General features: G+C 25.2%; 15 protein-coding genes. 10 read left to right on the top strand and 5 right to left on the bottom strand.

What is annotated here, in order from left to right; genetic code table 11:
• The first annotated feature begins 115 nt into the window (after positions 1–115).
• Both ABLL_RS09985 and ABLL_RS15130 read left to right on the top strand, forming a co-directional pair.
• On the top strand, positions 116–2,353 hold the full coding sequence (locus ABLL_RS09985) for a methyl-accepting chemotaxis protein (protein WP_014474681.1): 2,238 nt from the start codon (positions 116–118) through the stop codon (positions 2,351–2,353).
• A gap of 186 nt (positions 2,354–2,539) precedes the next feature.
• A complete protein-coding gene (locus ABLL_RS15130; RefSeq protein ID WP_014474680.1) occupies positions 2,540–2,686 on the top strand; it encodes a hypothetical protein in 147 nt (48 codons plus the stop codon).
• 41 nt (positions 2,687–2,727) lie between these two features.
• Here the strand turns inward: ABLL_RS15130 and ABLL_RS09980 are convergent, their stop codons facing one another.
• The 3 genes from ABLL_RS09980 to ABLL_RS09970 all read right to left on the bottom strand — a co-directional run bounded on the left by ABLL_RS09980 (position 2,728) and on the right by ABLL_RS09970 (position 5,374).
• Complete coding sequence (locus ABLL_RS09980) at positions 2,728–3,204, bottom strand: DUF2721 domain-containing protein (protein WP_014474679.1); 477 nt, start codon at positions 3,202–3,204, stop codon at positions 2,728–2,730.
• 124 nt (positions 3,205–3,328) lie between these two features.
• The gene (locus ABLL_RS09975; protein WP_014474678.1) at positions 3,329–3,706 is read right to left on the bottom strand and encodes a DUF302 domain-containing protein; all 378 of its coding nucleotides are present in this window, start codon (positions 3,704–3,706) and stop codon (positions 3,329–3,331) included.
• Between the two features lie 42 nt (positions 3,707–3,748).
• Positions 3,749–5,374 carry a YcaO-like family protein gene (locus tag ABLL_RS09970; RefSeq protein WP_014474677.1) on the bottom strand — a complete coding sequence of 542 codons (1,626 nt, stop codon included), beginning with the start codon at positions 5,372–5,374 and terminating at the stop codon, positions 3,749–3,751.
• Positions 5,375–5,513: 139 nt separating this feature from the next.
• Here ABLL_RS09970 and ABLL_RS09965 point away from each other — a divergent pair, with 139 nt between their 5' ends.
• The 3 genes from ABLL_RS09965 to ABLL_RS09955 all read left to right on the top strand — a co-directional run bounded on the left by ABLL_RS09965 (position 5,514) and on the right by ABLL_RS09955 (position 7,545).
• Positions 5,514–5,942 carry a hypothetical protein gene (locus ABLL_RS09965; RefSeq protein ID WP_014474676.1) on the top strand — a complete coding sequence of 143 codons (429 nt, stop codon included), beginning with the start codon at positions 5,514–5,516 and terminating at the stop codon, positions 5,940–5,942.
• A 74-nt stretch (positions 5,943–6,016) separates the two neighbouring features.
• Complete coding sequence (locus ABLL_RS09960) at positions 6,017–6,325, top strand: helix-turn-helix domain-containing protein (protein WP_014474675.1); 309 nt, start codon at positions 6,017–6,019, stop codon at positions 6,323–6,325.
• Positions 6,322–7,545, top strand: a complete 1,224-nt coding sequence (locus ABLL_RS09955) for a type II toxin-antitoxin system HipA family toxin (RefSeq protein ID WP_014474674.1) — start codon at positions 6,322–6,324, stop codon at positions 7,543–7,545. Before ABLL_RS09960 ends, ABLL_RS09955 begins: the two co-directional genes overlap by 4 nt.
• A 14-nt stretch (positions 7,546–7,559) precedes the next feature.
• Here ABLL_RS09955 and ABLL_RS14750 read toward each other — a convergent pair whose 3' ends face one another.
• A complete protein-coding gene (locus ABLL_RS14750; protein ID WP_014474673.1) occupies positions 7,560–8,519 on the bottom strand; it encodes an HNH endonuclease in 960 nt (319 codons plus the stop codon).
• Complete coding sequence (locus ABLL_RS09945; RefSeq protein WP_014474672.1) at positions 8,516–10,186, bottom strand: AAA family ATPase; 1,671 nt, start codon at positions 10,184–10,186, stop codon at positions 8,516–8,518. Before ABLL_RS09945 ends, ABLL_RS14750 begins: the two co-directional genes overlap by 4 nt.
• A 261-nt stretch (positions 10,187–10,447) precedes the next feature.
• On the opposite strand from ABLL_RS09945, the gene ABLL_RS09940 reads away from it, so the two are divergent.
• The 5 genes from ABLL_RS09940 to ABLL_RS09920 all read left to right on the top strand — a co-directional run bounded on the left by ABLL_RS09940 (position 10,448) and on the right by ABLL_RS09920 (position 14,960).
• Entirely contained in the window at positions 10,448–11,794 is a 1,347-nt protein-coding gene (locus tag ABLL_RS09940) for a DEAD/DEAH box helicase (protein WP_014474671.1), read from the top strand.
• 83 nt (positions 11,795–11,877) lie between these two features.
• Positions 11,878–12,639: a class D beta-lactamase gene (blaOXA, locus tag ABLL_RS09935; RefSeq protein ID WP_014474670.1), complete on the top strand. Its 762-nt coding sequence runs from the start codon at positions 11,878–11,880 to the stop codon at positions 12,637–12,639.
• The gene (locus ABLL_RS09930; protein ID WP_014474669.1) at positions 12,636–13,502 is read left to right on the top strand and encodes an aldose 1-epimerase family protein; all 867 of its coding nucleotides are present in this window, start codon (positions 12,636–12,638) and stop codon (positions 13,500–13,502) included. The genes blaOXA and ABLL_RS09930 overlap by 4 nt, the downstream gene beginning before the upstream one ends.
• Positions 13,503–14,141 (top strand): Crp/Fnr family transcriptional regulator, encoded by a 639-nt coding sequence (locus ABLL_RS09925; protein ID WP_014474668.1) that lies wholly within the window; start codon positions 13,503–13,505, stop codon positions 14,139–14,141.
• A 117-nt stretch (positions 14,142–14,258) separates the two neighbouring features.
• Positions 14,259–14,960 carry an MOSC domain-containing protein gene (locus ABLL_RS09920; RefSeq protein WP_014474667.1) on the top strand — a complete coding sequence of 234 codons (702 nt, stop codon included), beginning with the start codon at positions 14,259–14,261 and terminating at the stop codon, positions 14,958–14,960.
• Positions 14,961–14,969: the final 9 nt, after the last annotated feature.

Genomic DNA, 14,969 nt, shown 5'->3' with positions numbered 1-14,969 from the left:
ATAAGAATTTAAAAATAAATTATTTAAGAGATAAAATTATAATCATTGACATTATAAAATGAATAAATAATCTTTTTTTTTGTTATAATGAATTTAAATATCAAAAGGAGTTCAAATGCTTTCAAGACTATCAATAAAACAAAAACTTATCTTAATAATGCTAATTCCTTTAGTTGTTGTTATATTATTAGCAGCAAAATTAGCAGTAGATTCTTTTAGTGCTTCAAGAAATTTAAGTTCATTGGATAATGTAGTAATTCTTTCTACAAAAATAGGTGCTTTAGTTCATGAAACACAAAAAGAAAGAGGTATGACATCAGGCTTTTTAGGAAGCAAAGCAGAAAAATTTAAAGATGAATTATCAGCACAAAGAGTAATGGTTGATAAAGAGTTGACAGATTTAAATGAATATTTAATCTCTTTTGATAAAAACTCATATAGTTCAGAATTTTTAGAAAACCTAAATAGCGCTTTAACAAAGCTTGAAAAATTGCCAGATATTAGAAAAGAAGTAAGTGCTTTAAATATTGATACTTCCACTGCAATTGCATTTTATACAGATATAAATAGATTATTGTTAAATATGATTGGAACAATCATAAATGTATCACATAATGCTAATGTATCACATGAACTTGTATCTTATATGAACTTTTTATTATCAAAAGAAAGAGCTGGTATTGAACGAGCAGTTGGTACAAATGTATTTGCAAAAAATGCATTTGATAAAGGAATGAAGGCAAAATTTTATATTTTGATTGCTGAACAAAATGCTTATATGGATGTATTTTTAAAAGTTAGTGATAAAAAGATAATAGAATTTTATAAAACAACTATGCAGGATAAATCAATAGAAGAAGTTGAAAAAATGAGAAAAATAGCTTTATATGATGGCTTAGAAACAAATTTTAATATTGATGCAAATTATTGGTTTAAAACAATTACAGAAAAAATAAATCTATTAAAAAAAGTAGAAAATTATTTATCTGATACTTTACTTAAAACTATTAGAAGCGAAATAGATGAAGCAAATAAAAATATGATTATTTTTGGACTTTTAAGTGCTTTTGGTATAGCTTTAACTATGATTTTAGCAAGAACTATTGCTTTTACAATCCTAATTGATGTTGATTCTGTTAGAAAAGGAGTTGAAAACTTTTTTGCTTTTATAAATTTTGAAAAAGATGATATAGAGTTGATAAAAATTGATTCAGAAGATGAATTAGGAAAAATGTCAAGAATTATAAATAAAAATATAGAAGAAACTAAGATAAATATTCAAAAAGATAGAAAGTTAATATCGGATGCAATTAGAGTTACAAATGCAATTAATAAAGGACATTTAGATATAAAAATTGAAGTTGGTTCAAATAATCCGACGCTAAATGATTTAAAAAATATTATCAATGAAATGCTTTTTACTTTAAATAGTAATATATCAAATATTTTAAATATTTTAACTTCATATTCAAAATTAGATTTTAGACCAAAATTAGCTCAAAATAATTTGGAAGGAATAATAAAAGAATTAGAAGAAAATATAAATATTTTGGGAAAAGTTATTACAGACACTTTAGTAGAAAATAAAAAATCAGGAATTTTATTAGGTAAAAATGCACATAGTTTAAGTGAAAATATGAATAAAATTGCAAGTGCAGCAAATTCACAAGCAGCTTCTTTGGAAGAAACAGCAGCATCACTTGAAGAGATAACTTCTAATATTACAAATAATAATGAAACAACTATAAAAATGGCAAATTTTGGGAATAAAGTTAAAGAATCAATTTCATTAGGACAAAAATTAGCAGATAAAACAGTAATTTCTATGGAAGAGATAAATTCTCAAACATCTGCAATCACAGAAGCAATAACAGTTATCGATCAAATTGCTTTTCAAACAAATATTCTTTCACTTAATGCAGCAGTTGAAGCTGCAACTGCTGGAGAAGCTGGAAAAGGTTTTGCGGTTGTTGCAGGAGAAGTAAGAACACTTGCAAGTAGGAGTGCAGAAGCTGCAAAACAGATAAAAGATTTAGTAGAAAATGCTCAAAGAAAAACAGAAGAAGGCAAAAAAATAGCATCTGATATGATTGTTGGATATACTGAATTGAATAAAAATATTTCGACAACATTAGAGTTAATTGAAAATGTTACAACAGCAAGTAAAGAACAAGCAACAGGAATGGTTCAAATAAATGATGCAGTTAATAATTTAGATCAAATAACTCAATTAAATGCACAAAGTGCTTCAGAAGCAAATACAATAGCTCAGCAAACTCTTGATATATCAAATAGTATTATAACGCAAGCTGATTCTAAAGAATTTGATGGAAAAGATTCGATTAGAGTTTAATTAAACTCTAATCCTTGCTTTTATTTTTTTATTCAGTTATACTGTGTCCACATAAGATGAATTCGAGTTTCATCTGTTATTTGCCTTTTATTGATTCTCACACTGTTAATATTACTCATTTAGACAACAAGCTCATTTTTATCTTTTAATAACTTCATTAAATTGAAGAAAAAAAGGAAAAATAATATGTCAATTACACATATAAAAACAAACAAAAAAATCAAAGTTTTATTGAGACTTTTAGAAAATAATGAAAGTTTAGAAGATGCAAGTTCTAAAGCTGGATTAAATATAGAAAAAACAAAATTGATAATGCAAAAATCAAATTTCTAAAAGTTAATCAAGATGAAGTCTAAAGCTATAGACTTCTTTTATTATGGAATATAGCTTTGTTTATTTTTTATAAAAGAAGTTGTATAGAAAATTTCTCTCAAAAATAAAAACAAAGATATAATCAAACAAACCATAGCTGAAATGAAAAGAATTGCAATAAGCAAAGAGTCTTGAAATTCAAATATAGCACTTAAAAACATTGTTACAATGACTAAAGCAATTAATAAACCAGTACTTGTACAAAATAAAATAGCTAAATTTGTATTTTTCATTCTCATAGTTAAAAACTTTCTTCTTTGTTCTATTTTAGAATGAATTTCATTACTATTTTTTAATAATTCTAAATTTTCATTTTCATATTTATCTAATTTATCAACTTTATCTATAATTCTCGATAATCTTCCTGTAAAAACATTTAAAAGTCCGGCAACTCCCGCAAGTAAAAAAACAGGAGCAACTGAAAGTTGTATTAGTTGTGAAACACTATTTATTGTATTTATTTCTAAAGGATTAATCATTTTCTTTCTTTATTTTAAATTACATTTTCCAAATTTACATCTAAAAATTTTTATAATCATATATATGAAAAATAAAACAATGCCAACTTCAAATATTTTATAAATTATTTCCATTAATTCCTACTTATATTGATTCATCAATAATTTTTAAGAGTTGCTCTTGAGTTTTTTGTGCAATTCCAACTAAATCTGGATTTATATCATCAACTAATTGAACTAAAGAATTCATTGCAATCATAGTTTCACCATCTAAAGTATAAATAGATATTTTACAAGGCATGATACAAGAAAGAGAGATATCTTCTTTTAAAAATCCTTCTGCAATAACTGGGTTACAAATATCAAGAACTTGGCATTCATTTTTGAAATCAATACCTTTTGATTTTAGTGTCTCTTTAATATTATGAATATGCATAACCCCAAATTTATATTTTGTTGCGGTCTCTTTGATACTATCAACTACTTCTTGTACACTTTTATTTGATACTTCTATGTATTGCATTTTTATTTTCCTTGACTTTGTATTTTAGGGGATTATATCAAATTAAATTTTATAAAAAGCTCTTTTTTTAACTTCAAGTTTATCAAACATACTTAACATATTTTTATAATCTTGATGTAAAGTTCTATTTATTAAATACTCTTTTCCTTCTAATATATTTACAGCTTTTTGAATTTTTTCTTCTCCATAAATATTAAAAAGTGATTCTTCATAATCATTCCATTCTAATTCATCATTTTGCATTCTAAGAAGTTGAGCTACTAAATGTCCTAGTTTATTATTTGAAAACTCCAAAATTTCTAAAGCATCATCATACTCTTCTAAAAGAAGTAACATTTGAGCTTTAAAATCTTGCATTGTAAAGTTTTCTTCAAAAATAACACCAATATAAAGTTGCATATTTAGTGAATCATCAAGACTGTCAATTACATCTAAAATGTCATTTGCATCATATTTTTCAAAGTTTAAAACCATATCTCGGATTAGTTTTCCATTGTTTTTATTGTTGTAAACCATGTCATCAAGTGGATAAACTTCTGAAAAATTTGGAACAATCATTTGACAAGAGTAAAAGTCTAAATATGTATATTCTCTTACATACATTTCTCTATTTTGAGATTTTAAAATATCAAGTAAAAATGCGTATTCATCATCACTTCCATTCCCCTCATATTTCCAAGGAGCATATTCAAAACTTTTTTTAGCACTTAAAAATGGAAAACCTAACTTTCCATTTGAGTCAATAAAATGAGCTTCCAAGTTAAAACTATCAGCTACTAAACTCATATCAAAAGTAGGAATTTCAAAGGCATCAAGATTTGTTAAATCTCTTCCTTGCATAAGTTCCGTCATTGTTCGCTCTAAACTCACTTCTAAAATAGGGTGAGCTCCAAAAGATACAAATAGAGTGTTGTTTTTAGTGTTTATTAGTGAAATTGCAGTTACAGGGAAAATTCCACCAAGACTCGCATCTAAAACTTCGATGATATAACCTAACTCTCTTAACGCTTCTACATCTTTATAAACTTTTGGAAATGATTTTACAACTTCATCTGGAAACTTTGGAAGTGCATAACCTTCTTTGATGATAGCAATTTTTGCATATCTTTCAAAGATTTCACTTAATGCTTGAACTTTTGCTTCATTTGCAGTGTTACCAGTCGCAAGTCCGTTACTCACAAATAGATTACTTAAGATATTTATTGGAATATATGTTTTTTCTTTTGTTGATTCTTTGATAAATGGCAATGCTACGATTTTATCCATATAATCGCTGTTAAAATCTACTAAATCTTTTGGTTCTAATTCACCATCTGCATCATAGATTTTTTTTAATTCAGGGTTTAAATAATCTCCATCAAAATCAAAGGCTACTTCATCTGGATAATATTTTCTATTTGGAAGGTGGAAATCTATAAAAAAGTTGTTAGTTTGTAATCTTTCGATATATTCTCCATAAGCACTTGCTATTGAAGCATCTGAAATAACACCTTTTCCATTTGAATAGATATGATTTGGAGCTTCATTTGAAGCTAAGTTTACTGAAAAACAGTTTTCTAAAGGATGTTTTTCTTGTGAAAATGAAGCTTCACAACCAACATCTTTTAATACTGCTTTCATTTTTAAAATTGATTGTTCAACGGGAGAGTTTTTTGATAGTAAATTCATTTAATTTTTTCTTCTCGATTCGTATTAATTTTTTCTATATAAAGGTTTACAGTATAGCCAAAAAAAATATATTCCAAGAATAGGGCATAAATATTGGCTACAATACGAAATCAATATAAAAATATGTAAAGGTTTATAAATGGCAAAAGGTAAAAAAACAATAATTAAAGAGATTAAAAAAATAGATGATGAAATATTATTAATAAATGGAAAAGAGTATGTGATAGTTGAAGACACAGAAAATATCGAAACAGCAACTACAATGAAAATCTCATCAAATGGAAACAGAATTTTAAGATTTGAAGATGAAAAGAAAAAAGCAACAATAGATGTAAAAAGAGATATTGATATTGTTAAGTATACATTTCAAGACCCAAGTATTGCTAAAAAATTTGCAAAAGGTTATGACAAAACTGTAATCACACCAGCTGATAAAAGAGAAGAGATAGGAAATGCAAGTTCATTTAAGAAAGCTAGAAAAATCATAAATACATATATCTCAAAAGATGGTGTAAATTACGACCCTAAAAATGGTAAAACTACTTTTTATGTGACGGAAGAAGCATAAAAATCTATCCAAATAAAAGTATTAATAGATAATATTTTAGCTATAATAACTAAAATATCTATTTTAGGACTAATATGTTAGCTATTAATATCTCAACGCCAAAATCTATAATGCAAGATTTAAAAGATAAGTTCAAACAAAAAAGATTATCTTTAAACCTAACACAAGAAGGACTTTCCAACAAAAGTGGAGTAAGTCTTGGAAGTATAAAAAGATTTGAATCAAGTGGAGAAATCTCTTTTGAATCTTTGCTAAAAGTTGCATTGGTATTAAATTGTTTAGATGATTTTAAAAATATTGCAAATAAAAAAGATGAACAATACGAATCTATGGATGATTTATTGAAAATAAAACCAATCAAAAAAAGAGGTGCTATAAAATGATAAAAACAGTAAATGTATTTTTAAATCATTTTGATAACAAAATCTTTGTTGGAAAATTAGCACTTAAAAATAGAAAAATATATTTTGAATATGATGAAAGTTTTATAAAAAAAGACATTGAAATTTCTCCTTATATTTTGCCACTAAAAAAAGAGTTACAAGTTTGTAATGATAATGTTTTTGATGGTTTATTTGGAGTTTTTGCAGATAGTTTGCCTGATGGTTGGGGAAAATTACTTTTAGACAGACATTTAATGTCAAAAGGAATAAATTTTCATGACATTACACCACTTGATAGATTATGTTATGTTGGTAAGTTTGGAATAGGAGCTTTAGGTTATGAACCAATATATGAAGAGATAGAGACGAAAAATCAAGAGATTATTTTAGATGATTTAGCAAACTCTTCAATTAATATTTTAAATGGCTCTAGTTATGAACTTCTTGATACTTTATTGGCAATTGGTGGAAGTAGTGCGGGAGCTAGACCAAAAATTATGACTCAATTAAACAATAACAATGAAATACTTCATGGAAGTCAAAAATTAATAGAGGATTTTGAACACTACATAATCAAATTTCCAAATTCAAATGATGGATTAAATATTGGAAAAATAGAATATATTTACTCTTTGATGGCAAAAAAAGCAAATATTGAAATACCTGAAACAAAATTACTAAAAGGTAAAAAAAATAGCTATTTTGCGATAAAAAGATTTGATAGAATAAAAGACAATAGATTGCATATTCATAGTGTTGCAGGACTTACACATAGTGATTTTAGAATTCCCTCACTTGATTACGATGATTTATTGACTTTATGTTTTCATCTAACAAAAGATATAAATGAGGTTAAAAAACTTTTTAGATTAGCAGTTTTTAATCTTTTTACACATAATCGTGATGATCATGCTAAAAACTTCTCTTTTATGTTGGATGAAAAAAACTCTTGGAAATTAACTCCTGCTTATGATTTGACTTTTTCTTATGGAGTAGGAACTGAACATAGCACTACATATCTAAATGAAGGAAAAAATCCAAATATAAATAATCTTGAAAAACTAGCATTAAAACACGGAATCAAAGAGTATAAACAAATAATTGAAGAAGTAAAAAATGCAATTTTAGAGTTCCCAAATCTTGCAAAAGATGTGGAACTTCCAAAAAATGAAACTGTAAATTTGGGCAAAATATTTGGTGAGTTAATGGGGAAAAGATAGATTTTGAAGAAAAACTATAAAATCCCTAACTCTTTACTCATATCAACTATTAGTTTGCTAAATGGTTGTTTTGATAAATCTTCATTTTCATCTATGAGATTAAAAATATCTTTTTTGATTTCTTGAAATGGAATACCTGTTAAATATTGTAACTCTTTGAGCCTACTTTCTGGGTAGAGTTCTGCTTTTTGTATCATGTCAAAAACTATATCTTTGTGAGCTTTATATCGTTCATTTAGTTTGAAAATTTTGATATATTTGTCGTACATATCTGAATAATTTTCTTTTAAAGTTATATCAATATCATCTTTTGATTTTATATGTAAATTTTTGCAAGAATCATCTAAAAGTAATTTGAATTTTACTTTTTGGTGGAAGTCAAATTTTTCGGAGTTTGGAGCAATACAATTATTTTCAAAAGTATTTGCACTTCCTTTTACTTTTGAAGAGTTACAAGTCGGACAAGATGGAATAAGATTATAAAAACTAAGTGCTAAATAGGGATAAGTGGCTTTATCATAAAAGTGGTCAAGTTGAAAAGTTGAAACTTTTTTATGTGCATCAAAATTAGTAATAAAATCTTTATTACAATAAAAACAAGTTCTAAAGTTAAAATTATCTGTGAAGAAAGGTGTTAGTACTTTAGATTGATATTTGTCTGAATAGTTAAATAATTTTTTTATCTTTTCATAAATTTCTTTTTTTTGATTTGCGGTTAATGTTTGAATTTTACTATCCACAGATTGAATCATTATTTTTATTTCTTTTATATCAGAAAAGAGAATATCTTTTAAAGTAAAATCTTTAAATACTTTTTTGAATGATATATCATTTTCCTTATATCTATTAAATCTTTCTTGAATATCTTCATTTGGTTTTTCAAATTTTGTTATAGTTTTTAAATCATCAAAATATTGTTTTAGAAAATCAAATTCTTTATTTATCAAAAAGCTATCGTAATCAAGTTTAATCATCTAAGCTCATTTCTTAATTCTTCTAATCTTTTGATTTCTTTGTCTAAAAACTCTTTTTTACCATTAAATAAAATTTCAAGTTCATCCAAATAATTTTTAATAATTGTTTGTAAAAATGGTTCTCCTATTATTTTTTGGATATTTCCAAATCTTGTTTTTCTTTTTTCATAAGACTTTTTCCAAAGCTCTTTTTTTATTTTTCCTTTGTTTTGTAATTTTTGTATTAATTCATAAAACTTTTTAATCTCATTGATTTTACTTTTTGCAAATTCACCCATAAGCCCATCACTCATAAAAAATCCATGAGAAAGTAAAGTATGAATATTCGCTCCAAAGGTTTGTTCATTTTTTTTAAAAGGTTTTACTTGTTTTCCTTTTTCTAAAAATATTACATTTTCTTTTGCTAAATCTGAAAGTATAAATGGAGAATGAGAGGTCAATATTAAATGAATTGTTTTATCTATATTTATTTGATACTTTTTTATAAGATTTAAAAAATCAGACACAATAAGTTTTTGCCAATTTGGATGAATATAAATATCAGGTTCATCATAGCCTTTTATTAGATAGTTATCTTGTTCTCTAAAAATTAAATCATAAGCTAATAATAAACAATAATTTATTCTTTGTTTTTCTCCACTTGATAACTTTGAAAAATGTAAATCACTTTCTGTTATAAAATCTATTTTAATAATTTCTGATTTAAAATTGTTATTAGAAAAAGTATGAAAAGTTTTATATAAACCACTCTCTATAAAATTAGTAATTTCAAAACTATTTATATTTTGTTTTGAATCAATTAGTTTTTCAATTTCGAAAACACTTTCATCAAATTTTTGTAGAGTTTCTAAGATTAAATCATAACTCCCAATATCTTTTAATCTTTCTAGTGTTATAGAATTAACTAAATTTAAATAATTTTCTTTTGTGAAATTTTCTGATAATTTTTTTAAAAGTTCGAAATATTTTGACTTTTCTAATGGTTCTCTTGCAAGAATATATAAAATAAATTTTATAGTAACAAAAACAAAAACTTCTAAATAAAGTTCTTCTTTATTCTTTTCTAAATTATTTAATATTCTATCTATTGAAGATGAATATCGTTTGTCTAATCTTTTTATATTTGTATTTAGAGAAGGTAATCCACTATTAAATTTTATATTCCAAAATTTAAATATTAATCTAGAATCTAAAAAATCAAAACAATTATCTTCTTTTTCAAATATTTTTGATAATTTTGAAATTATATGATTTTCAGTATCTCCTTTGCAATTCTCTTCCGAACTTAAAATATTTATCGATAAATTTAAATCATAATAATCATTTCCTTTGATAGATTCTATTTTATAGTTTGTATTTGTTTGTTTGATATTGAAATTCTGATAATAAAACTTTTTTTCTTTGTTATTAAAAAGAAGGATATTGATTTCTGGATTTATTAATCTTTCTTCTAAAATTTCAAATAAAGCACTTTTCCCACTCCCATTCTCACCAACAATAGCAGTAACATTTATATTATCAGGAAAAATACTTACATAATCGTTATTTTCAGTAATAGTTAATTCTTTCGTATCTTCATCAAACTCACACTCAAATCTAGGGCTAAAATTAAACCCCTGATTCTTAATATTTTTATACTCTTTTACCCATAAATAAACTAATTCCATAAAAAACCTTGATTATTATTTGGATAAATTATATCAATAAAAGATAAGAAAATAATTATTCTTTTGTTTAAACTTTTCTTTAAAATTCTTTTAACACTTTTAATCCAATAATTATGTTATAATCCCACAATTTCAGCATACATCGGTCTATGCCTGACTTCGTTTTTGTATTCAATTTACAACTCAACTAAACTCAAATTATTCAACCTAGACCGTAACTTAAGTTTATAACTTTTGTAGGTTTATAAAAACAAGGTACTTATGTCATTTTCAAAATTAGGTTTATGTTCAGAAATTCTTCGTGCAATTAAAGAAGAAGGATATACAACTCCAACTCCTATACAAGCGCAATCTATTCCTGTAATTTTATTAAAAAAAGATGTTTTAGCAGGTGCTCAAACAGGTACAGGAAAAACAGCTGGTTTTACACTTCCATTGCTTCAAAGATTAACAAAATCAACTTCAAAAGATTCAAAATATCCAAAAGCTTTGATTTTAACTCCAACAAGAGAACTTGCAGCTCAAGTTGCACAAAGTGTGGAAACTTATGGAAAATATCTTCCTTTTAAATCAGCAGTTATTTTTGGAGGAGTTGGAATAAATCCTCAAAAAGCTCTTTTAAAAAAAGGTGTTGATATTATTATTGCAACTCCTGGAAGACTGCTTGATTTGATTTCTCAAGATAGTTTAAATCTATCAAAAATTGAATTTTTGATTTTAGATGAAGCAGATAGAATGCTTGATATGGGATTTATAAATGATATTAAAAAGATTTTGGCAATTTTGCCTAAACAAAGACAAAATCTACTTTTTTCGGCAACTTTTTCAACTGAAATAAAAAAATTAGCCGATGGTTTACTTAAATCTCCTATTTTAATTGAAGTTGCAAAAGCAAATAGCACTTCACATAAAGTTCAACAAATAGTTCATCATGTAGATAGAGAAAGAAAAAAAGAGCTTTTAATTCATTTGATTAATAAAAATGATTGGAAACAAGTTTTAGTTTTCACAAGAACAAAACATGGAGCAAATAAGCTAAGTGAAGCTTTAATAAAAGAAAATATAACATCTGCTGCAATTCATGGAAATAAATCACAAGGTGCAAGAACAAAGGCATTGGATGATTTTAAAGAGGGAAAAGTAAGAATATTAGTTGCAACTGATATTGCTGCAAGAGGAATAGATATAGATAATCTTCCTCATGTAATAAATTTTGAATTACCAAATGTTGCAGAAGATTATGTTCATAGAATAGGAAGAACAGGGCGAGCTGGAAATGAAGGTGTGGCTATCTCTTTAGTTTGTATAGATGAGCATGAATATTTGTTTGGAATTGAAAGATTAATTAAACAAAAAATCAAAAAGATTGAAGTTGCAGGATTTAAAGTAAATCCAAATATTAAAGCTGAACCAATAGGAAATAAAGGAAATAGAGGTAAAGCTAATACAAATCAAAAAGAGAATCCAAAAAAACATTTTGGAAAGAAAAAAGATGAAAGTTCATCTATAAAATCAAAAAGTAAAAATAGATTTGATTCTAAAAAAAATGAACCTTCATCAAACACTTCAAAAAATAGAAGAACTAATTCTAGATTTAAAAATAATTAATTTAAGATTTTTAACTTTGTCAATATTAATAATAATCATCAATAAATTTTGTTAAAATCGAAAAAATTAAGAAAAGGTAAATTATGTTTAAAAAAATTAGTGTTTTATTTTTTTTAATAATCTCTGCAAATCTTTTTGCAGAAGATTTAGAACTAAAAAAAATATTTGATGAAAAAAAAGTTGAAGGTACGATTGTAATTGAATCTTTAAATAAAAAAAAGATTTATATTTATAATGATGAAAGAGCTGATAGCTTTTTTTCTCCTGCTTCAACGTTTAAAATTCCAAATACTTTAATCGCTTTAAAAGAAGGTGTTGTAAATAGAGATTCTATAATAGTTTGGGATAAAAAAGTAAGAGAATTTGATTCGTGGAATAAAAATCAAACTTTACTATCTGCTTTTAAAAACTCTTGTGTTTGGTGTTATCAAGAGTTTGCTTCAAAAATTGGAGTTGAAAAATATAAAAAATATTTAGAAGATATTGATTATGGAAATAAAACTTTAGGTGATGATGTAAAAAACTTTTGGTTAGATGAGAGTTTGAAAATCAGTGCTTTTGGTGAGATAAAATTTTTAAAAAGATTGTATTTAAATGATTTGCCTTTCAAAAAAGAAGATATGGAACTTTTAAAAGAAATTATGATTGATGAAAAAAATGACAATTATATCATAAGAGCAAAGACTGGATGGGAAGGTAAATATGGTTGGTATGTTGGTTATGTTGAAACAAAAGATGATGTTTGGTTTTTTGCTTTAAATATAGATACAAATAGCAAAGAAGATTTAGCAAAAAGAAAAGCAATCACTTTGGAAGCTTTAAAGACAGAAGGAATCATAAATTGATCTTTGAGTTAAAAAATGATTTTTTAAAAGTAAAAATCAACTCATTTGGTGCTGAATTAAATAGCTTACAAAAAATAGATAATAGTTGTGAATATATTTGGCAAGCAAATAGTAAATATTGGGCTAGATATTCTCCTATACTTTTTCCAATAGTTGGAAGACTAAAAGAGGATAGTTATTTTTATAAAGATAAAAAATATAGTATGTCACAACATGGAATTGCCAGAGATAAAGAATTTGAAGTTGTAAATAAAAAAGAAAACTTTATAGAGTTTAGACTTTGTAGTGACGAAAAGAGTTTTGAAATTTATCCTTTTTCTTTTGAGTTGTATTTATCGTATAAACTTGAAAAAAGTAGTTTGATTATCTCTTATAAAGTTGTAAATAAAAGTGATGAAAAAATACTTTTTTCAATTGGCGCTCATCCTGCTTTTAATTGGACTTTAGACGAAAATGAAAAAAAAGAAGATTATTTTTTAGAATTTGAAGTTGATAAAATAAAAAGATATTTTTTAGATGAAAAAGGACTTCTTTTTAAAAGTGATGATTTGAAGCTTGAAAATAATAAATTATTTTTAAATGAAGAACTTTTTAAAGATGATGCTTTGGTATTTGAAGATTCAAATATCAAACAAGTTGTTTTTAAAAGTGTTAAAAATGAAAAGTTTGTAAAAGTAAACTTCGATAATTTTCCATATTTAGGTATTTGGTCAAAACCAAGTGGTGCACCTTTTTTATGTATAGAACCTTGGTTTGGAGTTGCTGATGATAAAAATTCAAATCAAAAACTAGAAGAAAAAAAAGGAATTAATAGTTTAAAAAAAGATGAAGAATTTTCTTGTTTTTACAGTATCGAGATTTAGATGTTTTTTGAATTAACAAATGAAGAGATAGAACTTTTTAAAAAAATCGGACAAATAAAGAGTTATGATGAAGGTGCTATTTTATTTTATGAAAATGAAAAAGCAAATAACTTTTATATCATTCTTTCTGGATTTGTAAAAGGTGGAATATTTGAAAATAAAAGGGAAAAAATATTTCATTATTTTTTCCCTAGAATGTTTATAGGAGAAATATCTTTTTTAGAAGAAAAAAACTACGCTTTAAGTGCAAAGTTTGTGACAAATGGAAAAGCAGTAGTTATAAGTAGAACTTCGTTGAACAATTCAAATTTTTCAAAAGATGAATTAAATAAAATCTTTCAAAGAGCGATGATAAGTAAAGTAAGGTTTTTACAAAGAACTATTAGTACAATCACTTCTGTAAACACAAAAGTAAAATGTGCAATGTTTTTATTAGAACATAAAACTTATTTACAATATATTTCTATAACTGAAATGTCTAGCCTTTTAAATACCACACGTGAATCTGTTTCAAGAGCTATTAGTTTTTTTATTGAATATAAAGCTATTAAAAAAAATAAAAATGAAATAATAATTTTAAATGAAGAATTTTTGGAAACTTTTATAAAATTCCAAGAAAATGATTTAGATTTCATTTAAATTATTAGACTTCTTTCCTAAATAATCCTTTCCCTAACAAAAATAAAAAAGTGTGATAAAAGTCACATATTGATTTTTTTTAACTGATACAATTATTAAAAAAATTGGAGCATTTTCATGAGTAAAAAAATTGCAAATGTTTTATATGTAAAAGTTGGAATTGTAACTACTACAAAACTGGAAAATAGTAAACGTCAAGAGTTGATTTCAGGTATAAAAAAATATCCAATAGAAAAATCATATCTTACAAAAACAGGTTTTAAAGATGATTTTCAAGCTGATTTACTTCATCATGGTGGAGAAAATAAAGCTTTGTTTTTGTTTTCAGAACTCACATATGAAAAAATAAACTCTTTTTTTAGTGATAGTTTTGATATGACAGATATGGCTTATTTTGGAGAAAATATTATCTTATCTGATATTTGTGAAAAAGATATTTGTGTTGGAGATGTACTGCAAATTGGAGAAAGTTTAGTTCAAATAACACAACCAAGGCAACCTTGTTGGAAATTGAGTGCAAATACAAATAAAAAAATTATGACGAAGTTTATTTTTGATAGTGGTCTTACAGGCTGGTATGCAAAAGTTTTAGAAGAGGGATTTATTTGTAAAAATGATGAGGTTATTTTACAAACAAGGAAAAATCCCAATTTGACAATTGAAAAATTAAATCAATTGATGATAAATCCAATGTTAGATGAAAACTTAACTCAAGAAGCTTTAAATTGTGAAGATTTGGGAAAAGCATTTTTAACATCACTTGAAAAAAGATATAAATTAAAAGATAAAGATGAACAATTTTCTCATTATCACACATAAGGAATAAAA

This window comes from Arcobacter sp. L (assembly GCF_000284235.1).
GTDB classification, from domain to species: domain Bacteria; phylum Campylobacterota; class Campylobacteria; order Campylobacterales; family Arcobacteraceae; genus Aliarcobacter; species Aliarcobacter defluvii.
Note: the sequence above shows the minus strand (reverse complement) of the source record. Positions and strands in the feature narration are given on the sequence as shown.

Bases quoted from the DNA above. Each gene is read 5' to 3' on its own strand.
- ABLL_RS09985 (WP_014474681.1), top strand. From the start codon at position 116: ATGCTTTCAAGACTATCAATAAAACAAAAACTTATCTTAATAATGCTA.
- ABLL_RS15130 (WP_014474680.1), top strand. From the start codon at position 2,540: ATGTCAATTACACATATAAAAACAAACAAAAAAATCAAAGTTTTATTG.
- ABLL_RS09980 (WP_014474679.1), bottom strand. From the start codon at position 3,204: ATGATTAATCCTTTAGAAATAAATACAATAAATAGTGTTTCACAACTA.
- ABLL_RS09975 (WP_014474678.1), bottom strand. From the start codon at position 3,706: ATGCAATACATAGAAGTATCAAATAAAAGTGTACAAGAAGTAGTTGAT.
- ABLL_RS09970 (WP_014474677.1), bottom strand. From the start codon at position 5,374: ATGAATTTACTATCAAAAAACTCTCCCGTTGAACAATCAATTTTAAAA.
- ABLL_RS09965 (WP_014474676.1), top strand. From the start codon at position 5,514: ATGGCAAAAGGTAAAAAAACAATAATTAAAGAGATTAAAAAAATAGAT.
- ABLL_RS09960 (WP_014474675.1), top strand. From the start codon at position 6,017: ATGTTAGCTATTAATATCTCAACGCCAAAATCTATAATGCAAGATTTA.
- ABLL_RS09955 (WP_014474674.1), top strand. From the start codon at position 6,322: ATGATAAAAACAGTAAATGTATTTTTAAATCATTTTGATAACAAAATC.
- ABLL_RS14750 (WP_014474673.1), bottom strand. From the start codon at position 8,519: ATGATTAAACTTGATTACGATAGCTTTTTGATAAATAAAGAATTTGAT.
- ABLL_RS09945 (WP_014474672.1), bottom strand. From the start codon at position 10,186: ATGGAATTAGTTTATTTATGGGTAAAAGAGTATAAAAATATTAAGAAT.
- ABLL_RS09940 (WP_014474671.1), top strand. From the start codon at position 10,448: ATGTCATTTTCAAAATTAGGTTTATGTTCAGAAATTCTTCGTGCAATT.
- blaOXA (WP_014474670.1), top strand. From the start codon at position 11,878: ATGTTTAAAAAAATTAGTGTTTTATTTTTTTTAATAATCTCTGCAAAT.
- ABLL_RS09925 (WP_014474668.1), top strand. From the start codon at position 13,503: ATGTTTTTTGAATTAACAAATGAAGAGATAGAACTTTTTAAAAAAATC.
- ABLL_RS09920 (WP_014474667.1), top strand. From the start codon at position 14,259: ATGAGTAAAAAAATTGCAAATGTTTTATATGTAAAAGTTGGAATTGTA.